The sequence below is a fragment of the Streptomyces sp. NBC_00984 genome, assembly GCF_045162475.1.
Lineage (GTDB): Bacteria > Actinomycetota > Actinomycetes > Streptomycetales > Streptomycetaceae > Streptomyces.
In genome coordinates, this window is sequence record NZ_CP108734.1 from 2,633,554 (window position 1) to 2,654,165 (window position 20,612).

Here is a 20,612-nt window from a genome sequence, read left to right on the forward strand (position 1 = left end):
AAGGCCCTTCACCGAGGTGAAGGGCCTTTGCCTGTCCTGCTGTTGTACCCCCGACCGGATTCGAACCGGCGCTACTGCCGTGAGAGGGCAGCGTGCTAGGCCGCTACACAACGGGGGCTTGTTACTACTTGCATTTCTGCGCTGGGCTACCAGGACTCGAACCTAGAATGACGGTACCAGAAACCGTAGTGTTGCCAATTACACCATAGCCCATGGTGTTACAAGTACCCCCGACCGGATTCGAACCGGCGCTACTGCCGTGAGAGGGCAGCGTGCTAGGCCGCTACACAACGGGGGCCCTAGCGATCCTGCATCGAGAGCGTGGGTGCGACCCAGATGATCTCGCGGGAAGGATCTGTACCCCCGACCGGATTCGAACCGGCGCTACTGCCGTGAGAGGGCAGCGTGCTAGGCCGCTACACAACGGGGGCTTGTTACTACTTGCATTTCTGCGCTGGGCTACCAGGACTCGAACCTAGAATGACGGTACCAGAAACCGTAGTGTTGCCAATTACACCATAGCCCACCAAAACTCAACCCCCGTGAGGGGTTTTGTTTGGCTTGCGCTTCCCGTTCGGATCTTTCGTTCCGCTCGGGCGGCGCAGGAAGAACATTACCCGAAGGTGTCCGGCGCTCCAAAACGGGTATTGCCCGCCGGGCCTGTCCGGCGGATCAGGACCGAGCGGGCCCCAGCAGTCCGGGCAGCTGGTCGAGCCCGCCGATGCGGACGAGTTCGGGCCGTCCACCGCGCCCGCCCCGGTCCAGCCAGATCCCCATCAGCCCGGCGGCGACCGCCCCACCGGCGTCGATGTCCGGCTCGTCCCCCACATACGCGACCTCCCGCGGCTCCAGCGCCAGTGCGTCGCAGGCCGCGTGGAAGGCGCCGGCCTCGGGCTTGGAGACACCCAGCTCCACGGCGCACACCACGGCCTCGAAACGGTCCCGCACACCGAGCGTGCGCAGCTTGCGGTCCTGGTTGTGGATGCTGGAGTTCGACAGCACCGCGTGCCGGAATCCGTCCGCCAGCAGATCCAGCACGGGCAGCACATCCGGGAAGAGCGACCAGGCGGCCTCGTAGTGGGCCGCGTGCCGAGCAAACCAGAGGTCGGCCTCCTCGTCCTCCAGCGCCCGCGAGACGAACTCCCTGACCCGGTCCCGGCGCTGCCCCAGGAAATCCGTCTCCCCGGCGGCGAACCGCGCCCAGTGCGCGTCGGTGATCGCCCGCCATGCGGCGAGGGCCTGCTCGACGGAGTCGTATCCGTCGGGCAGGCCCTCCTGTTCCAGGTGCTTGCGCATGCCGACGCGGTCGGCGCCGGTGTAGTCGAAGATCGTGTCGTCGATGTCCCAGAGGACCGCGCGGATCGTCATACGGCCCAGCGTATGCGTCTACGCGGCGAGCATGGTGGGCTTCGCAGTGGTCAGCAGGCCGATGAACACGATCTTCAGACCGTCGATCTCCTCCGGGGAGAACAGGTCATCCGGACCGCCGGGTGCGCGGTCATGGAACGGGCTGCCGACTTCGTACAGGTCTCCGACGTCGAGCACACCGCGCTTGGCGACCACGTCGATGATCAGCGTGATGAAGTCCAACTGTGCGGCACTCAGCTGTTTTCCCACGATGAAGCCCTCGAAGGCCTGCTGAGCCGCCTGCCGGTCCAGTCCGCACAGTGCGCGGACGAACAGACCCAGACCGCCCATGGCCCGCACCTCGTCCAGATCCTCGGGCGAGGCCACCGCTTCGGCGAGGAAGATCTCTTCCAGGCCGGCCAGGTCGCCTTCGGTGATCTGCTCGTTGTGACGCAGCTTGTGCACGGTCGGCTGGTCCTCGTGACGCAGCAGGTACGCGCGGGCCTTCTGGCGGAACCTGTGCTCGTCCGTGCCTGTCGGCATGTCCTTGATGTCCGCCTCGGAGATCTCACCGAACTCGTCCTCGAAGTCGGTGTAGACGATCTTCCGCTTGGCCTTGGCGTCCACCAGTTTGGCCAGCCCTCGCAGCCTTCTGCGCAGGTCTTCCAGCATCGGCAGAGTGGCGTCCTGCCACCACTCTTCGCCCGCTGCCGCTTCCAGCAGCTCCAGCTGTTCGGCGACGGCCGGGATATTGGTCTTGCCGAGCAGGTCCTCCGCGATGTCGCGGACCTTCTGGCGCAGCTTGGCGTATTCCTTGCCGCCCTCCAGCGCCGCGAGCTGGAGCCGGAAGGCGATGAGGTCGAAGCGCTTGGCCTCCTCGCGGGTCTCATCGGGGTCCGGTTCGTGGTCGCTGGGCAGGGGGAGCAGCTTCTCGCGAACTGCGTGTTCGGCGTCTTCGTCGATGCGGTGCCAGGTGCGGAAGTCGGCGAACGTCTCGATCTCGCGGCGGTGCGGCCGGACGAGGAAGTTGTCCAGGTTCATCCCGGCAACGGTGGAGTGCAGGCGGTGGGCCAGGGCCCACCGGACAGACGACTCGGTCGCGATGGCGTCGGGGCCGCCGTCACGGGCCGGGTCCGGCTGCTGTCGGCGGTCGAGGCTGCGCAGCAGGTCCAGCTGCAGGCCGAGCAGACGCTCACTCAGGGCGGGCGCCCGACGGGCTTCGACGCCGGCGAGTTCGCTGTTGAAGAAGTCGATGTTGCCGCAGAAGTCGAAGACCCGGAAGTTCTGCTTGGCGTGGTCGGGGTTCGTCTCGTCCGGCCCGAACAGCGCCGGGCGCAGCCGGGTGCCACGGCCGATCATCTGCCAGAACTTGGTCTTGGAGAAGACCGGCTTGGCGAAGACCAGGTTGACGACCTCCGGCACGTCGATGCCGGTGTCCAGCATGTCGACCGAGATCGCGATGTCGGGCTCCTTGCGCGCTGCGGAGAAGTCCTCGATCAGGGACTGGCGGTAGGTCTCCTTGTACGTGATCACTCGCGCCTGGTGGCCGGCGCCCTTGGGATAGTTGGCGTTGTACCGGGCCTCGATGAACCGGGCGTGCTCGTTGTTCTTCGCGAAGACGATCGTCTTGCCGAGGCGGTCGCCGCCCTCGACCCGGTGGCCCTGGGTGACCAGGACCTCCAGCATCTTGTCGACGGTGTCCTCGTTGAACAGGATTTTGTTCATCTCGTGGCGGCTGACGGCGTCCGGCTTGTCACCGTCCTCGGACCACTCCTTCTCGTCCCATTCGGCCTTCTCCTCGTCGGAGAGGTCCTCGTAGCGGATGCCGTGCTCCATGAACTTCAACGGCACCTTCACGGCCTTCGGCGGCACGAGGTATCCCTCGCCGACCGCCTCGTTCAGTCCGTAGGAGTCGGTGGGGACGCCGTCCTCCAACTGGAACAGCTTGTACGTGTTGCGGTCGATCTCGTCCTTCGGGGTGGCGGTCAGACCGAGGAGGAGCGAGTCGAAGTAGCGGAAGATCGCGCCGTACTTCGCATAGACGGAACGGTGGGCCTCGTCGATGACGATGAGGTCGAAGTAGCCGGGACCGAAGCGGCGGCGGCCCGCGGTGTCCGTCACGTCGATCTGGTTCATCATCGTCTGGTAGGTGGAGACGAAGACGTGCGCCGACGCGGACTTGTCGTCCAGGAGACTGGCGACAGGGGTGTTCGGGAGGTGCTCCTTGAACGCCTTCATCGTCTGGACGACCAGGGCCTCGCGGTCCGCGAGGAACAGCACGCGCTGCGCCCAGCCGGCCTTCTTCAGCTGGTCGACGAGGGCCACGGTGGTACGGGTCTTGCCGGTGCCGGTCGCCATGACGAGGAGGGCCTGGCGCTGGCGGTCGCGTTCGTACGTCTCGCCGACGCGCTTGATGGCACGCAGTTGGTACGGACGGCCGGCGATCTTCTCGTTCACCGGGGTGGTCGTCAGGGAGAGGCGGCCCGCGCGCTGGCGCACATGCCAGTGGAGCTGGTCGTGGGTGAGGAAACCCTGGACCTGGCGGGGCGGGTAGCCCAGGCCGTCGTCCCAGAGGTAGGCCTCATAGCCGTTGGTGTAGAAGATCACCGGGCGGCGGTTGAACTCGGCTGCGAGGGCGTCCGCGTACAGCCTGGCCTGCTGCTGGCCGTCGCGGGGGTCGCGGCTGGTGCGCTTGGCCTCGACGACGGCGAGGGGCTTGCCGTCCGCGCCCCACAGGACGTAGTCGACGTAGCCCTTGCCGGAGGCGGTCTGCATGCCGGTCACCGGACGCTCGACGGTGAGCTTGCCCGCCGGGTCGGTCCCGGTGGCCGCCAGATCCCAGCCGGCCTCCTTGAGGAGGAGGTCTATGAACGTGTCGCGGGTGGCGGCCTCGTCATAGTCGTGGGTGTCCTGGACCTTCTGGTTCGCGGCCTTGGCGGCGGCGACCTGGGCCCGGAGCCCGGCGAGCTGGGCGGCGAGGGCTTCGCTCGCGGCGCGGGCCTTGCCGAGCTCTTCCGCCTGCTGCTGGTAGCGCTTCTGGTCCTCCTCCGCCTGCTTGCGCAACTCCGTCTGCTTCTTGAGGCGGGCCTCGGGAGAGAGCGGGCGCGGAATGGCGGTGGAGTCGAACTCCATGCCCGCGGTGGGAAGGTCGCGGGCCTGGCCCGTGTAGGTGCGGGCGAACCAGTAGAGCGAGTGGAACAGCTCGCGCAGGCTCGCGACGGCGGCCTGCGGGGGCACGGGGGTCTGCTTGTGGACCGCGTGATTGCCCTGGCGGCGGATGATGTCCATCTTCGCGTTCACGGTGGGCCCGACGAGCGTCCGGAACGACGGCTCGTGGAGCATCGCGTTGAGGTCCATCTTGTACGGGGCGCTGAGCGAGGCGTCCTTGTCGTACATCCAGTGCACGGCCAGCTCGATCGCCCGGCGGGCGTAGAAGCAGGCGGTCCGGGGGTCGGCGTAGGCAAGGCGCTCGGCGCGGCCGGCTTCTTCGTAGAGGGCCGGCCACTCAGCCTCGAGGAACCCGAAGTTCCCGGCGGGGCGGGCGAGGTGGCGGGCGGCGGCTTGGTCGGGTGACCGGTACGCGGTCGGGGGGCCGGGAGTGGGGCGGGGGCCCGGCTTGGGGCGACTCGACTCGCCCCTGCCGCCGCCGACGCCGTCGTTCCCCTGATTGCTGGCCATCGCTGTGGCGCCCCTCTCCCCTTGCTCCGGTCGCGGTACGCGGCCGTGAGCTACGTGATGTGGCAGCGCCGACCGCGACCCGGGTCTCCCCAGACCGGGCGCGGTCGGCGTGGTGGTGCAGTGATTTGCGTGCGGTGTTACGGGTTATGCGGCTTCATGATCCCAGAGCCGGCCGGCGAAGGCACGTCGTTGGAGCGATTCGGAGAGTTCATCGAGGGTGGCGAGATACTTCTCATGCAGCATCCGGCTCTTGCGAATTCCGGCGACTCGTCGCACATATTTTTGCTGCACTTCTAGTGGCGGAAGTCGCACAGGCAGGGCTTTGATCAAACCCATATTGAGGCCTGACATAATCGCCCCCTTAGCCACCTTCGACAAATATGAGCGACTCTCGGGATGTTCTAGGAAATAGCTGTGCAAAAACTCGGGAAGGCACTTGGTTCTATCAAGCGTAATACAGCACAAGTGCTTGGTATTAATAGAAACAGGAATATCGTCCGGAACGACAGCAGACCGGCCACAAGTTCCCATGATGGTGATCAGAAGATCTCCGGGGTGCACCGTATAGCGAGAAAGCTCTTGATATTTTTCTTCTGAAATATATCGACGCTCGCCCCATCTGAATTCATTCTTGACGGCGTTATCGATGCCAAGGACCGAGATGCCCTCATCGGTGAACTCCTCACGCAGGAGCTGACTCCCAAACGGCCCAGTCCTCATACCCCCCTTCTCGGAGACTGCAAGATCTGCGACATGGACCTTTCGCCAGTCCTGCTGGAGGGTGCCGAACATATCGAGGAAGGTGGACCGGACGAGTTCGTCAAGGAGGGCGATGGCCTCGCGGCGCTTGGCGCGGAGGGTTTCCACCTGGTCGAGAACTGCGGCGATACGCTTCTGCTGCGCGATCGGCGGCAGCATCACTCTTTTCGCATATGCGTCGTCGCGGTTCAGACCAGGAATCGCTGCCGCCCGATTCATTTTCGTGAGCCCCAAGGTAGGGAGCAAGTGGCTCAGCCACTTCAGGTCGACCGAGGTCGCCCCCCTGTCGATGAAATACGTAGTATCGATGGGCCAACACGCTTCTGACGAATAATGAACTTCGCCGAATGAGCCCTTTCTCCCGATGATAATGGCCGTACCGTCGGTGAGGGCAGATGAGTGGCCGCCCACCGGCCCATTCGATCCATACACGCTGAACGGGCCACCATCCCGGCTGCCGGCGGGGAGGCTCTTTCCATATTTGAACTCGCAAATATCGCCGAGCGAGACGCTACTCCAGCGAGGAGGGGTTGCAGTCATGCCAGCATCCCCTTAAGGTCCTCCGCACCCTTGGCGATCTCGGCATCGAGGCGTTCCAGGTCGGCCAGGATTTCGAGGGGGGATCGGGTCCTGATCTCCTCGTGGACGATTTCCTTGTAGCGGTTCAGGGAGAGGTCGTAGCCCTCGGCGGCGATGTCCGCCTTGGGGACGCAGAAGCTCTGCTCCGTCCTTGCGCGGTCGCGTTCTGAGGTGTCTCGGTTGAACCAGCGGGTCAGGACGTCCGGGAGGTTGTTCTTCTCGTGCTCCTCCTCGGTCAGAGGCTTGTCCACAGGCATCGGGCGGACGCCGAGGCGGTCTTCCGGGAGGAGTTCGTTGCGCTTGTCGTCCAGGGAGAGGCCGTCGGCCTCAACGTCGTAGAACCAGACGTCCTCCGTGCCACCACTGTCGGTGCGGGTGAAGAAGAGGATGGCCGTCGAGACACCGGCGTACGGCTTGAAGACGCCGCTTGGGAGCTTCACCACCGCTTGGAGCTGCTGCTCCTCGACCAGCGTGCGGCGCAGCTCCTTGTGGGCCTTCGTCGAGCCGAAGAGCACACCGTCCGGGACGATGACCGCAGCCCGGCCGCCGGGCTTGAGGAGGCGCAGGAACAGGGCCAGGAAGAGGAGTTCCGTCTTCTTGGTCTTGACGATCGACTGAAGGTCCTTCGCCGTCGACTCGTAGTCGAGGCTGCCCGCGAAGGGCGGATTGGCGAGGATCAGGGAGTACTTCTCGGACTCACCGGCCGCCGACTCCGCGAGAGAATCGCGGTAGCGGATGTCTGGGTTCTCCACACCGTGAAGGAGCATGTTCATCGAGCCGATGCGGAGCATCGTGGAGTCGAAATCGAAGCCGTGGAACATCGACTCGTTGAAGTGCTTGCGCTGTTCCGCGCCAAGCAGAGCTTCCTTGTGGGTGCGCTTGACGTACGACGACGTCTGCACCAGAAAGCCCGCCGTGCCGCAGGCCGGATCGCAGACCTCGTCGCCGGGGCCGGGCCGGGTCATCTCGACCATCAGGTCGATGATGTGCCGAGGCGTGCGGAACTGGCCGTTCTGGCCGGCCGAGGCGATCTTCGCGAGCAGGTACTCGTAGATGTCGCCCTTGGTGTCGCTCTTGTCCATGCCGAGGTCGTCGAGGAGGTCGACGACCTTCGCGAGAAGGTTCGCGTTCGGGATGGTGAAGCGGGCGTCCTTCATGTGGTGCGAGTACGTCGAGTCGTCGCCGCCCATGCGGCGCAGGTACGGGAAGACGCCTTCGGCGACCAGCCCGTACATGATCTCGGGGTCGCGGACCTTGAAGTTCTGCCAGCGCAGGTCCTGCTGGTCCGCGTCGAAGAACGGGGCGGGGTCAGGCATGCCCGTGGCGTTCGCCCTGCGGTCCTTGACCGTCTGGAGCTCGTCCAGGCGCTTGATGAAGAGCAGGTACGTGATCTGCTCCATCACCTCCAGCGGATTGGAGATGCCACCCGACCAGAACGCGTCCCAAACGCGTCCCACCTTGCTCTTCACTTCACCAGTAATCACCCTGCGAGCTTACTTCCGCCCACTGACACCGGGACGCCGCTCCGGCAGACCCGACTCTACGTTCCGTAGCGGCGGAGTCACAGCATCACTCAGGGTTGCGCCCCGAGGCTCTCGTTCTCCTTGATCGATGCGACCGGAGCGGGCAGGCCGGCCCGGGTTGCGACGAGTATCACGTCCGGGTCGTCGCTCTCACGCAACCGGAGCGTGCCGTCTGGCGCAGCGGCCGCATTGACGCAGTTCGCGGCCTCGCCGCTGAACGATGACGGTGTCCAGCTGCGGAAGCGGGCCACCGGACCGGACGATGCCGTGGCCGGCGCCGGAAAAGGTTCCGATCCCGAAGGGGACCACGAAGCCGGTAACGGGCAGACGCTCGATCCGGCCAAGCCGGATGCGCCGCCCGTACTCGTCATCGGCGGATTCACCGTTCCCCGCTCCCAAGTCAAGGAGCTGACCTGGGACTTCCTCAACGTCCAGAAGCACTACCGGTCCCAGTTGCAGCACGTCATGCATCTGTCCGGGCTGATCCAGCACCTCCGTGGGGTCGTTGACCGAGACGTTCCAAGCTCAGCCGGCCCACGAACATTCACGCGGGATGATGGTCCTCGACAGCCGCACCAAGGTGAAGAACGCGCCCAGCGTGCACTGCGTGACCGGCGCACCGCGCAGTCCTCCAGCCTGATGTTCGGCGACGGGAAGCGTGGGGGAGCTGGGGCCGTCGTCCCCGGGCAGCAGTCCGGCCCGCGCGGGTGCCGCAGTCGCCGTGAACGGCCGGAGGCCGGGGCTCCCCTGAGGGAACTCCGGCCTCCGGTGTACGTACCGGACCGTTACGCGGCCAGCTTCGCCAGGGCCGCGTCCACGCGGGCCAGGGTCTTCTCGCGGCCCAGGATCTCCAGGGACTCGAAGAGCGGCAGGCCGATCGTGCGGCCGGTGACCGCTACGCGGACCGGGGCCTGGGCCTTGCCGAGCTTCAGGCCGTGCTCCTCGCCCGCGGTGAGGACGGCGTTCTTCAGGGCGTCCGCGTTCCACTCGGCGTCGGCCAGCTTGGCGCGGGCCGTGGTGAGGAGGGCGTCGGAGCCCTCCTTCATCGCCTTGGTCCAGGACGCCTCGTCCGTCGCCGGCTCGTCGAGGAAGAGGAAATCGACGTTGGCCGTGATGTCCGAGAGGACCGTGACGCGGGTCTGGGCGTGCGGGGCGATGACCGCGAACCGGTCCGCGTCGAAGGCCTCCGGGGCCCACGGGGCGAACGGGGCCTTCAGCCAGGGGCCGCAGGCCTCGGTGAACGCCTTCACGTCCATCCTGCGGATGTGCTCGGCGTTGATGTGCTCGCACTTCTTCAGGTCGAAGCGCGCCGGGTTGGCGTTGACGTCCTCGATGTCGAACGCGGCCACCATCTCCTCGATGGAGAAGATGTCGCGGTCCTCGGCGATCGACCAGCCCAGCAGGGAGAGGTAGTTGAGCAACCCCTCGGGCAGGAAGCCGCGCTCGCGGTAGAGGTTGAGCGAGGCCTGCGGGTCACGCTTGGAGAGCTTCTTGTTGCCCTCGCCCATGACGTACGGCAGGTGGCCGAAGGCGGGGGTGTCCTTGGCGATGCCCAGCTCGATGAGCGCCTTGTAGAGGGCGAGCTGGCGCGGGGTGGAGGAGAGCAGGTCCTCGCCGCGCAGGACGTGGGTGATCTCCATCAGCGCGTCGTCGACCGGGTTGACCAGCGTGTAGAGCGGGGCGCCGTTGGCTCGGACGATGCCGTAGTCCGGCACGTTCTCCGGCTGGAAGGTCAGCTCGCCGCGGACCAGGTCGTTGAAGGTGAGCGCCTCGTCGGGCATCCGGAAGCGGACGATGGACGTCCGGCCCTCGGCCTCGTACGCGGCGATCTGCTCGGCGCTCAGCTCACGGCAGTGGCCGTCGTAGCCGGACGGCTTGCCGGCGGCGCGGGCGGCGTCGCGGCGGGCGTCGAGCTCCTCGGTGGTGCAGTAGCAGTGGTACGCGTACCCGCCCGCGAGGAGCCTGTCGGCGACGTCCTTGTAGATGTCCATGCGCTGCGACTGGCGGTACGGGGCGTGCGGGCCGCCGACCTCGGGGCCCTCGTCCCAGTCGAAGCCGAGCCAGCGCATCGAGTCCAGGAGCTGGTTGTAGGAGTCCTCGGAGTCGCGGGCGGCGTCGGTGTCCTCGATGCGGAAGACCAGCGTGCCGCCGTGGTGCCGGGCGAAGGCCCAGTTGAACAGGGCGGTGCGGACCAGGCCCACGTGGGGGTTGCCGGTCGGGGAGGGACAGAAACGTACACGGACTGGTGCGTTAACCACGCTTGATCACCTTGTTGGTGAGAGTGCCGATGCCTTCGATGGTGACGGCGACCTCGTCGCCGACATGGAGGGGTCCGACCCCTGCGGGAGTGCCGGTGAGGATCACATCGCCCGGGAGCAGCGTCATGGCTTCCGTGATGTGGACGACCAGATCCTCGATCGAGCGGATCATGTCGCTCGTACGGCCCAGTTGGCGTTGCTCGCCGTTGACCGTGGCCTGGATGGTCAGGTCGTGGGGGTCGAGGTCGGTCTCCACCCAGGGGCCGAGCGGGCAGGAGGTGTCGAAGCCCTTGGCCCGCGCCCACTGCTTCTCGCGCTGCTGGGCGTCGCGGGCGGTGACGTCATTGGCGCAGGTGTAGCCGAAGATGACGTCCTTCACGCGCTCGCGCGGCACTTCCCGGCACATGCGGCCGATGACCACGGCCAGTTCGGCCTCGTGGTGGAGTTCGTTCGAGAAGGAGGGGTACTCGATCGCGTCGCCGGAGCCGATCACCGAGGTGGTGGGCTTGAAGAAGGCGACGGGGACGTCCGGTACCTCGTTGCCGAGTTCCGCGGCGTGCTCCGCGTAGTTGCGGCCGATGGCCACGACCTTGTTGGGGAGCACGGGCGGCAGGAGGCGGACCTTGCTCAGCGGGACCTTGGTGCCGGAGAGCTCGAACTCGGCGTACGGAATGCCCTTGATGATGTCGAGGACGAGACCATCGGGCCCCTCGCCCTCGACGGCGCCGAAGGCGACATTGCCGTCGATGGAGAACCTGGCGATGCGCACGGGATGCTGTCGCCCCTCACTTGCTGGCTGAAGACTGACGCTCCAGGCTAACGCGTTGCCCGGCGGGGATTGCCCCAATTGCCGGGCGGCGTGACGGGCCGGCCCCGCCGGGCGGGGCATCGGCTCGGGTGAGGGGACGGCTCCCGCGTCACTCCGCGACGGCGGCGGTGACCGGGGCCACCATGAGGATGGTGCGCCGGGGGTTGGCCGTCTGGGTGGGCAGGTCCACGGCGTGCTCCGGCTGCTCCGGCGTCCGCAGATCTTCGGCGTCCTTGAGGTGCGCCAGCGTGGTGCGCCGGGGGTTGGCAATGTTGCGGAACATCATCGTCGTCTTCATCTGCCGTTCGGACCCTGTCGGTACGGGCGCCGCCCGGAGGGGCGCCGGTTGTCGGATTTGCCATCCCTGTAAAGCGTCAGGCTAAACATCCAATTCCCTGCGGGAGCCCGGATGAGACGGCGATCATCATGTGAGTTTGCTCACGACCGCGCCGACAATTCCCTCATTTCAGGCGCTCGATCACATCGACAGAAACGGACATTACGGCACTGAATCAGCCATTCCACTCCTGACCATGGCGACTGGGACACCCTTTACGCTTCGCCGATTCAACCGTAATCGTCCGCTTTATCCATGATCACGCTCCACTGCTTGTTACTCAGTCATCACAACGCGTCACCCAGGTCACGGCCCGGCACGGGGCCCTTGTTGGAGATCCGGCACTGTGCTGGAATTCCACGCACCGCCGCGGGTTTCAAGCCGGCGCGCAGGGGGCGCAACGGAGCGCCGAGTGGCGGCGGAAAGGGGAAGGACGCCGGTCACTCACGACCACCATGGGGCGGGTACAACGTCCCACGACGCCGACACCGTTCCACCGCTTCGCGCGGAGGAACGCCTGGTCCAGAGGTTGCGACGCTAGTGCAGGGACGTTTCAAGAGGGATGGCAGCGCTGCGGCGGAGCAGGAGCCGCACGGCGGGACCGACCGCGGTCCCTCGGCCCAGCACGCCCAGAACTCCGGGCCTGCCGCGGCCGGTGACAACGGCGACCGCGCTCAGCGCCCCGGTGCCACGGCGAACGGCGACACCGATCCGATCTCGTCGCTCAAGTCCCGCAGCCCCGTCAGCACCGGCTCGCGAGTCGCTCTTCGCAACTGGCGTATCAGTACGCGCCTGGTCTCCCTGCTCGCCCTTCCCGTGGTCGCCGCGACCACGCTGGGCGGACTGCGGATCAACGACTCCATGAACGACATCCAGCAGCTGGACCACATGCAGCTGCTGACCAAGATGACCAAGCAGGCGACCTCGCTCGCCCAGGCGCTCCAGGAGGAGCGCGACCGTTCGGCCGGTCCGCTGGCCAACGGGGTGAAGCCCGACGACTTCAAGGTCACCGAGCCCCGCAAGAAGACCGACCGGGCGAAGACGGCCTTCCTCGACGCGACGACCTCGATCGGCGACCCCTCCGGCGACGAGGCCCTCGAAGGCATCTATTCGAGCGTCACCCAGATCGCGAGCCAGCTGGCCGAGATCCGCGACATCCGCAAGGCGGCGTACGGCAAGGACACCCCGAGTCTCCAGACCGTCGACCAGTACAGCCAGCTCATCACCTCGCTGCTGAGTCTCTCGCAGGACATGGCGCAGGCGACCAGCAACTCGGAGATGATCAAGCGGACCCGGGCGCTGGCGGCCTTCTCCTCCGCGAAGGAGTACGCCTCGGTCCAGCGGGCGATCATCGCCGCGGCGCTGCCCGGCGGCAACGACAAGCAGCCGCACCTCGACGAGAACGACAAGCAGTTCGGCCGTGCCGCGCTGCGCAAGGAAACCTCGGCGCTCCGCTCCTTCAAGGCCGTGTATCAGGCGACCGGCAACAACGCCGACGAGCTGACCGCCACACTGGACGAGGGCAACCCGGAGATCAAGGCGGCCAACACCTACGCGAAGAAGGTGCTGGACAGCCCCTCGGGCATGACCGGCACCGCGCGTCGCTCCTACCTGGACTGGTACGACCAGAGCTCCACCAAGATCCAGGCCATGAAGACCATCGAGGAGACCCTCCTCAGCGACATGGAGGGCAAGGCCCGCGAGCTCCGCGACGAGTCGAAGCGCGAAGCGATCATCAGCGGTGCTCTCATCCTGCTGGTGCTCGGCGTCTCGCTGGTCGGTGCCTTCGTCGTCGCCCGGTCGATGATCCGTTCGCTGCGCCGCCTCCAGGACACCGCGACGCGCGTAGCCCAGGACCGGCTGCCCGAGCTCGTCAAGCAGCTCTCCGAGGCCGACCCGCAGGACGTGGACACCTCGGTCGAGTCGGTCGGTGTGCACTCCCGGGACGAGATCGGCAAGGTGGCCGCGGCCTTCGACGACGTGCACCGCGAGGCCGTCCGTCTCGCCGCCGAGCAGGCCCTTCTCCGGGGCAACGTCAACGCGATGTTCACCAACCTCTCGCGCCGCAGCCAGGGCCTCATCCAGCGTCAGCTCTCGCTCATCTCCGAACTGGAGTCGCGCGAGGCCGACCCGGACCAGCTCTCCTCGCTCTTCAAGCTCGACCACCTCGCGACCCGTATGCGCCGTAACGGCGAGAACCTCCTCGTCCTCGCGGGCGAAGAGCCGGGCCGCCGGTGGACCCGGCCCGTCCCGCTGGTCGACGTGCTCCGTGCCGCCGCCTCCGAGGTGGAGCAGTACGAGCGCATCGAACTGGCCGCGGTGCCCGCCACCGAGGTCGCGGGCCGCGTGGTCAACGACCTCGTGCACCTGCTCGCCGAGCTGCTGGAGAACGCCACGTCGTTCTCCTCGCCGCAGACGAAGGTCCGGGTCACCGGTCACGCACTGCCCGACGGGCGGGTGCTGGTCGAGATCCACGACACCGGCATCGGCCTCTCCCCCGAGGACCTCGCCGCGATCAACGAGCGGCTCGCCTCGCCGCCCACCGTGGACGTCTCGGTCTCCCGCCGCATGGGTCTGTTCGTGGTCGGCCGGCTGTCCCTGCGCCACGGCATCCGGATCCAGCTGCGGCCCTCCGACTCCGGTGGCACGACCGCGCTGGTCATGCTGCCCGTCGATGTCGCGCACGGCGGCAAGCAGCCGGTTCCCAAGCAGGCACCCGGGCAGCAGTCCGGCGGCCTGCTCGCCGGTGGCGGCGCGACGGGCGCGGGCAACGGCCCCCGTCCCGGCCTCGGCGGCGCCCCGTCGGGCCCGGCCGGCCGTCTCGCCTCGGGTCCGGGCGCCTCGCGCGGCCAGGTCGGTGCGGGCTCCGCGCCGCGTGCCGCACTGCCCTCGCGCGACGGCGGCCCCCGCCACCAGCAGAACCCGCAGGGCCAGCAGGGCCAGCAGGGCCAGCAGGGCCAGCAGAACGCCGGATTCCAGTCCGCCGGGCTGTCCAACACCGGACCGCAGGGCGTCTCCCGCCCGGAGCCGCAGCGTCAGGGCGGCGGCCTCGCCGGCGCCTTCGGCAACGGCGCCCGCCTCGGTGCCCGCGGCCAGGGCGACGGAGCGGGTCGTACGGACTCGGGCCGGCCCGACCTGTTCGGCCAGAACCGCCAGGGCCAGGACCAGAACGGCCCGCAGGGCGGCCGGCCGAACGGCCCCGCCCCGTGGCAGCCGGCGCAGCCGCAGCAGGCCCGGCAGAACCCGGTCGGCCAGGGCGGCTTCCAGCAGCCCGGCGGCCAGGGCGAGCCCGACCGTCAGCTGCCCCCGGTCGGCGGCCCGCGTGCCGAGCTGCCCGGTGGCAACCCGCAGCCGCAGCGTCCGCAGACCACCAGCTGGGGCACCGAGGAGCCGTCCGCGCCGCGGCGTACTCCGCTGGACGCCCCGCGCGGTCACGAGGAGCCCGAGTCCACCGGTCAGTTCCAGCGGCCGATGAACCCGCCGCTCACCCCGCGGGCGCCCATGGACGACCGGCAGGGTCCCGGCTCCACCGCCGAGTTCGCCCGCCCGGACTTCTCCGCCCCGGCCCCGCAGGCCCACGCCCCGCAGGACCTCTCCGCCCAGGACCCGGCGGGCACCGCGCAGTTCGCCCGTCCCGACTTCGGGCAGCCGCAGCCCGTCCGGGCACAGGACCAGGGCCTGCCGGCCCCGCGTCAGCGCGGCCGGGACGACGAGGACTTCGGTGCCCCGCGTCCGCCCGCCGGCGACGCGCAGTACCGCCCGGTGCTGCCGCCGCAGCCGCAGCCCGAGGCGCTGCCTCCGGCGGCCGGGCCCGGGGACGGTCGTACGCCGCTGTACGACACCCTGGAGACGAACTGGTTCCACGGCCCGCAACAGGGCGGCCAGCAGCCGCCCGCCGAGCCGCAGGCGCCCGCGCCCCTCCCCCAGCAGTCGGCCCAGGAGCCTTCCGCTCCCGCGGCGCCGCAGCGCGGCGGAGGCGACCCGGGCAGCACCACAAGTTCCTGGCGCCCCTCGCCGAACGACGAACTCGTACGGCAGGCGGAGCGGGTCAAGAAGCCCGCGGCGGGCGGAGTCACCACCTCCGGACTGCCGCGCCGTGTGCCTCGTGCCAACCTGGTGCCGGGCACCGCTCAGCAGCAGAACCATCAGTCCGGTCCGCAGGTGTCACGTGCCCCCGATGATGTACGCGGGCGGTTGACCAATCTCCGCCGGGGCATCCAGCAAGGGCGGCAGGCCAACAACGGCCAGTCGACCGGCAGTTTCCCACTCGGCCCCACTCACCAGCAGGAGCGTTAGTTGAGCCCGATGAGTCAGGCCGCGCAGAATCTGAACTGGTTGATCACCAACTTCGTGGACAACACCCCCGGGGTGTCGCACACGGTGGTGGTCTCCGCCGACGGACTCCTGCTGGCCATGTCCGAAGGATTTCCCCGTGACCGTGCCGACCAGCTGGCGGCCGTCGCCTCCGGGCTGACCTCGCTGACCGCGGGCGCCTCCCGGATCTTCGAGGGCGGCGCCGTCAGCCAGACCGTGGTGGAGATGGAACGCGGGTTCCTCTTCCTGATGTCCATCTCGGACGGCTCCTCGCTGGCCGTCCTCGCCCACCCGGACGCCGACATCGGTCTGGTGGGGTACGAGATGGCCCTGCTGGTCGACCGTGCCGGCACCGTCCTCACCCCCGACCTCCGTGCCGAGCTCCAGGGCAGCCTGCTCCATTAGGCGGCCGTGGATCGATGACAGACTCGATTGCCCCAGGTAACGCCCTCAACCCTCGCCCGTCCGGCCGCTTAGAGCCCCCCACCGGCCCCTTCAGACGGCAAGCCGACGCACTGCTGTCACGCCCGGAGGATTCATGACCCCGCCACCCGCCTCACCCGATCCGTACGGCGCACTGCACCACGCGTCGTACGACGGTGAAGGCGACCAGCCACTGGTCCGCCCGTACGCCATGACCGGTGGCCGGACCCGGCCGCGCTACCAGCTCGCCATAGAGGCACTGGTCTCCACCACTGCCGACCCCGCGCATCTGGGGACGCTGCTGCCCGAGCACCAGCGGATCTGCCACCTCTGCCGTGAGGTCAAGTCGGTGGCCGAGGTCTCGGCGCTGCTGTCGATGCCGCTCGGTGTGGCCCGGATTCTCGTCGCGGACCTGGCGGAAGCCGGCATGGTGGCCATCCACCAGCCGGGCAATGGAGAGGCCGGCGGCGCGCCGGATGTGACACTGCTCGAAAGGGTGCTCAGTGGACTTCGCAAGCTCTAGTGGCGGTGCTGCCCGCGCCACCACCTCGGCGAAGATCGTGGTGGCCGGGGGCTTCGGCGTGGGCAAGACCACGTTCGTCGGTGCCGTCTCGGAGATCAACCCGTTGCGTACGGAAGCCGTGATGACGTCCGCGTCCGCGGGCATCGACGACCTGACGCACACCGGGGGCAAGACGACGACGACCGTCGCCATGGACTTCGGTCGCATCACCCTGGACCAGGACCTGATCCTGTACCTCTTCGGTACGCCCGGTCAGGACCGTTTCTGGTTCATGTGGGACGACCTGGTCCGCGGCGCCATCGGCGCCGTCGTCCTCGTCGACACCCGCCGCCTCGCCGACTGCTTCCCCGCCGTCGACTACTTCGAGAACAGCGGCCTTCCCTTCGTCATCGCCCTCAACGGCTTCGACGGACACCAGCCCTACACCCCCGACGAAGTACGCGAAGCCCTCCAGATCGGCCCCGACACCCCGATCATCACGACGGACGCGCGACACCGCGCCGACGCCAAGAGCGGTCTGATCACGCTCGTCGAGCACGCGCTCATGGCACGGCTCAAGTAAGCACAAGTCGGTATTGCCATACGGTAGTTACCGTAGTCGGGCGGGGGTGGACTGTGTCCTTTGACACGATCCACCCCCGTATTCATAACGTTTCGACAGAGAATTGCCCAGCGTTCGACACCCGACGCATCCGATTGGTGCCACTGCGCTCACCTGAGCCCCGCCTTTTGACGGGGCTCGTTCTTTATGCCCGTTTTATCTGAGGCCTGGGCCACTCGGAATGACAGGTTCCGACTGTTTGGAACGCGGCCGGTCCCCGTGCTGGAATTCGACGAACTCCCGAGTAGTACGGCCCTGAACAAAACACGGCACAGCGTAGGTGCCGACGCCGAGAGGTTGTTGGTCGAGTGAGGCGAAACAACGCGGGCTCCACGGCGCAGCAGGAGCGGGGCAACTTCACCCCGCCGCCGCGCGCCGCGGCGTCGTCCGCCGATGCGTCCGATGCGGCGGTGTCCGGCGGCGGCAGCGGCTTGTCCCCGCGCAACTGGCGGGTGCCCACCCGGCTGAACGCGATTCTCCTGATCCCCGTCCTGGTCGGCCTGGTCATGGGCGGATTCCAGGTGAAGGGGTCGATCGACACCTGGCGCGAGGCACAGGACGCCGAGAAGACCGCGCTGATCGTGCGTGCGGCCGCCGGGTACGGCCAGGCGCTCCTCAACGAGCGTGACCTCTCCGCCCAGCCCCTCCTCTCGAACAAGCGTGACGCCGCCGTCATCGGCCAGGTCCAGGCCGCCACCGACAACGCCGCGGGCAAGTTCAACGAGGCCGTGAAGGGCATGCCCCGGAAGCAGGGCCTGGAGCGGCGCCTCCAGCTCTTCCGGCTGGAGGAGCCCACCCTTCCCGAGCTGCGCAAGGCCGCCTTCGCCGAGGCCATGGACCCGGTGAAGACGGAGGAGGGTTACGTCAAGGTCCAGCACTCCCTGATGGAGTTCAGCAACGAGCTGGGTCTGGGCACCGGCAACATCACCAGCTACGGCCGTACGGTCTACGCGATCGAGCTCGCCAAGGCTGCAGAATCGCTTCAGCGCTCCATCGGTATGCATCTGCTGGTGCGTCCGAGCCAGGAGGGCGCCAAGTTCGATGCCCAGGTCAAGGCCTTCGGCTCGTACAACTACCTGGAGCAGATCGCGCTCGGCGAGTTCACCTCCGGCGGTACGGAGGCCGACGCGGCCCGGCTGAAGCAGGTCCTGGCCGCCAAGGCGGACGAGGGCGCCGAGCAGCTGAAGAAGGCCAAGGAGAAGGCCGACGCGGCGGGGGCCCCGTTCGTCGCCCCGCCCAGCATCGACGGCTCGGTGTTCGACGGCATGGCCCAGCAGATCGGTCAGGGCAAGTCGCCCGAGAAGCTGGCCGCGAAGGGCATCACGCCCGAGACCTGGATGGCTGCCGCGACCGCCAAGTTCGACGGCTACACCACGGTCGAGAACGAGCTCGTCGACAAGGCGGTGACCGAGGCCGCGGACATCTCGTCCAGCGCCCGGAACGACGCCTTCGTCAACGCCGCCGTCGTGATCGTCGCCCTGCTGGCCGCCTTCGTCCTGGCCGGCCTCATGGCCCGGCAGATGAGCCGCTCGATGCGCCGGCTGCGCACGGCCGCCTTCGGGATCGCCGAGCAGCGGCTGCCGATGCTGGTCGACCAGCTCTCCCGGGCCGAGCCGGGCCGGGTCGACACCCGCGTGCAGCCGATCCCGATCCACAGCCGCGACGAGATCGGCGAGGTCGCCCGCGCCTTCGACCAGGTGCACCGCGAGGCGGTCCGGCTGGCGGCCGAGCAGGCCATGCTGCGGGGCAACGTCAACGCGATCTTCACCAATCTCTCCCGCCGCAACCAGTCGCTGATCGAGGGCCAGCTGACCCTCATCACCGACCTGGAGAACAACGAGGCCGACCCGGACCAGCTGGAGAACCTCTTCCGGCTCGACCATCTGGCCACCCGCATGCGCCGCAACGGCGAGAACCTCCTGGTCCTCGCCGGCGAGGAACCCGGCAGCCGCTGGAACCAGCCGGTCCCGCTGGTCGACGTGCTCCGCGCCGCCTCCTCCGAGGTGGAGTCGTACGAGCGCATCGAGCTCTCCGGGGTGCCCGAGACCGAGATCCACGGCCAGTCGGTCACCGACCTCGTGCATCTGCTGGCCGAGCTGCTGGAGAACGCCACCACGTTCTCCTCGCCGCAGACCAAGGTGCGGGTCACCGCGACCCGGCTGCCCGACAGCCGCGTGATGATCGAGATCCACGACAAGGGCATCGGCCTCACCGCCGAGGACTTCGCCGACATCAACCACAAGCTGGCCAACCCGCCGACCGTGGACGCCGCGGTGTCGCAGCGGATGGGTCTGTTCGTGGTCGGCCGGCTCTCCGACCGGCACGGGATCCGGGTCCAGCTGCGCCCCTCGGGCGAGCAGGCCGGAACCACGTCGCTGGTCATGCTGCCGGACGCGATCACCCACGGCGGCGGCGGCGAACCGGCCGCCGCGGCGGACGACTTCACCGTCTCCTCGATCATTCCGGAGCAGCAGAGCTTCGAACAGCAGCCGTCCCAGCCGCACATGCGCACGGCGGCGGAGCTCGGCTTCGACGACTCCCGCTACGAGCAGCCCTCGGCGGAAACGGCGCAGCTGGACCCGGTGGGCCGTTCGCTGATGCGCGAGGAGCGCCGGGCGGCGCTGGGGGCGCAGACGGCGGGCGAGCACCCGCAGTTCCCGCAGGATCCGTACGCCGACGGCCAGTACGCCGGGAACGGATACGCCCAGGAGTCGCAGCAGGCACCGTACGAGGGCGGCTACGCCCCCTACCGCGCCGACCCGGGCTTTGCCCAGCAGCCCGAGCAGCGTCTGCCCGGTGGCTATACGGAAGCCGCGTACGCGACCGGTGAGACCCTGCAGCCGTCGTACGAGGAGCAGTTCGCTCCCCAGCCCCATCAGGACGACTGGCCGGATCAGGGCGCCTACCAGGGTGCGTACGAGCCGTCGGCACCGGCGGAAGCGGAATCCGTCCCGAGCGCCCCCGCCGAGCCGCAGGAGCGCGTAGGCTTCGACCGTCCGGGGCCCACGCCCAACTCCGGCCACGAGCTGACCGAAGCCGGTCTGCCGCGCCGGGGCGGTCAGCAGCACTGGCAGCCCACCGGTCGTGGGAACAACCGGCCCGGCGCGCAGCAGCAGCCGCAGCAGCAGGAGGAACTGCCGCAGCAGCCGTCGCCCGCGCAGCAGGACGGGAACGGCTCCGACGACTGGCGCTCGGCCAACGACGAGCGCTGGGAGCGGGCCGAGAAGCTCCGGGAGCCGAAGGCGGGCGGGATCACCCCGTCCGGACTCCCCCGGCGGGTGCCCAAGGCCAATCTGGTCGAGGGCACGGCGGAGCAGACTCTGCAGGGCGGCCCTCAGGTTTCCCGTGCCCCCGAGGACATCCGCGGCAGGTTGAGCAACCTGCGGCGGGGCGTACTCCGGGGACGCAGCGCGGGTTCGGACGACAGTAATACCTACAACCAGGAGCGTTAGTGTGAGCCCG

The 20,612-nt window shown here is 68.2% G+C and carries 13 protein-coding genes and 5 tRNA genes; 5 read left to right on the forward strand and 13 right to left on the reverse strand.

Annotated elements, in window-relative coordinates; genetic code table 11:
* Window positions 1–45 precede the first annotated feature (45 nt).
* The 13 genes from OG520_RS11360 to OG520_RS11420 all read right to left on the reverse strand — a co-directional run bounded on the left by OG520_RS11360 (window position 46) and on the right by OG520_RS11420 (window position 11,250).
* Window positions 46–118, reverse strand: a tRNA-Glu gene (locus OG520_RS11360).
* Between the two features lie 23 nt (window positions 119–141).
* Window positions 142–213, reverse strand: a tRNA-Gln gene (locus tag OG520_RS11365).
* 12 nt (window positions 214–225) lie between these two features.
* Window positions 226–298: transfer RNA gene (locus OG520_RS11370), tRNA-Glu, on the reverse strand.
* Window positions 299–358: 60 nt separating this feature from the next.
* Window positions 359–431 (reverse strand) — tRNA-Glu (locus tag OG520_RS11375).
* A gap of 23 nt (window positions 432–454) precedes the next feature.
* Window positions 455–526, reverse strand: a tRNA-Gln gene (locus tag OG520_RS11380).
* 146 nt (window positions 527–672) lie between these two features.
* Entirely contained in the window at window positions 673–1,368 is a 696-nt protein-coding gene (locus tag OG520_RS11385; RefSeq protein ID WP_406013086.1) for an HAD family hydrolase, read from the reverse strand.
* A gap of 18 nt (window positions 1,369–1,386) precedes the next feature.
* Entirely contained in the window at window positions 1,387–5,025 is a 3,639-nt protein-coding gene (locus OG520_RS11390; RefSeq protein WP_406013087.1) for a DEAD/DEAH box helicase family protein, read from the reverse strand.
* Between the two features lie 144 nt (window positions 5,026–5,169).
* Window positions 5,170–6,324: a restriction endonuclease subunit S gene (locus OG520_RS11395; RefSeq protein ID WP_406013088.1), complete on the reverse strand. Its 1,155-nt coding sequence runs from the start codon at window positions 6,322–6,324 to the stop codon at window positions 5,170–5,172.
* Window positions 6,321–7,847 carry an N-6 DNA methylase gene (locus tag OG520_RS11400; RefSeq protein WP_406013089.1) on the reverse strand — a complete coding sequence of 509 codons (1,527 nt, stop codon included), beginning with the start codon at window positions 7,845–7,847 and terminating at the stop codon, window positions 6,321–6,323. Before OG520_RS11400 ends, OG520_RS11395 begins: the two co-directional genes overlap by 4 nt.
* A gap of 89 nt (window positions 7,848–7,936) precedes the next feature.
* A complete protein-coding gene (locus tag OG520_RS11405; protein ID WP_406016462.1) occupies window positions 7,937–8,257 on the reverse strand; it encodes a DUF397 domain-containing protein in 321 nt (106 codons plus the stop codon).
* Window positions 8,258–8,671: 414 nt separating this feature from the next.
* Window positions 8,672–10,144, reverse strand: coding sequence for a glutamate--tRNA ligase (gene gltX, locus OG520_RS11410; protein ID WP_406013090.1), 1,473 nt, complete (start codon window positions 10,142–10,144; stop codon window positions 8,672–8,674).
* On the reverse strand, window positions 10,137–10,913 hold the full coding sequence (locus tag OG520_RS11415) for a fumarylacetoacetate hydrolase family protein (protein WP_399333206.1): 777 nt from the start codon (window positions 10,911–10,913) through the stop codon (window positions 10,137–10,139). The genes gltX and OG520_RS11415 overlap by 8 nt, the downstream gene beginning before the upstream one ends.
* 148 nt (window positions 10,914–11,061) lie before the next feature.
* Window positions 11,062–11,250: a hypothetical protein gene (locus tag OG520_RS11420; protein WP_266427080.1), complete on the reverse strand. Its 189-nt coding sequence runs from the start codon at window positions 11,248–11,250 to the stop codon at window positions 11,062–11,064.
* Between the two features lie 579 nt (window positions 11,251–11,829).
* Between OG520_RS11420 and OG520_RS11425 the strand changes: the two genes are divergently transcribed.
* The 5 genes from OG520_RS11425 (at window position 11,830) to OG520_RS11445 (ending at window position 20,602) form a co-directional block, all read left to right on the forward strand.
* Window positions 11,830–15,585 carry a nitrate- and nitrite sensing domain-containing protein gene (locus OG520_RS11425; protein WP_406013091.1) on the forward strand — a complete coding sequence of 1,252 codons (3,756 nt, stop codon included), beginning with the start codon at window positions 11,830–11,832 and terminating at the stop codon, window positions 15,583–15,585.
* Complete coding sequence (locus OG520_RS11430; RefSeq protein ID WP_003966009.1) at window positions 15,586–16,008, forward strand: roadblock/LC7 domain-containing protein; 423 nt, start codon at window positions 15,586–15,588, stop codon at window positions 16,006–16,008.
* Between the two features lie 133 nt (window positions 16,009–16,141).
* Window positions 16,142–16,549, forward strand: a complete 408-nt coding sequence (locus OG520_RS11435; protein ID WP_003966010.1) for a DUF742 domain-containing protein — start codon at window positions 16,142–16,144, stop codon at window positions 16,547–16,549.
* Window positions 16,530–17,111, forward strand: a complete 582-nt coding sequence (locus tag OG520_RS11440) for an ATP/GTP-binding protein (protein ID WP_072487286.1) — start codon at window positions 16,530–16,532, stop codon at window positions 17,109–17,111. The genes OG520_RS11435 and OG520_RS11440 overlap by 20 nt, the downstream gene beginning before the upstream one ends.
* A 347-nt stretch (window positions 17,112–17,458) precedes the next feature.
* Window positions 17,459–20,602: a nitrate- and nitrite sensing domain-containing protein gene (locus OG520_RS11445; protein ID WP_406013092.1), complete on the forward strand. Its 3,144-nt coding sequence runs from the start codon at window positions 17,459–17,461 to the stop codon at window positions 20,600–20,602.
* The last annotated feature ends 10 nt before the right edge of the window (window positions 20,603–20,612 follow it).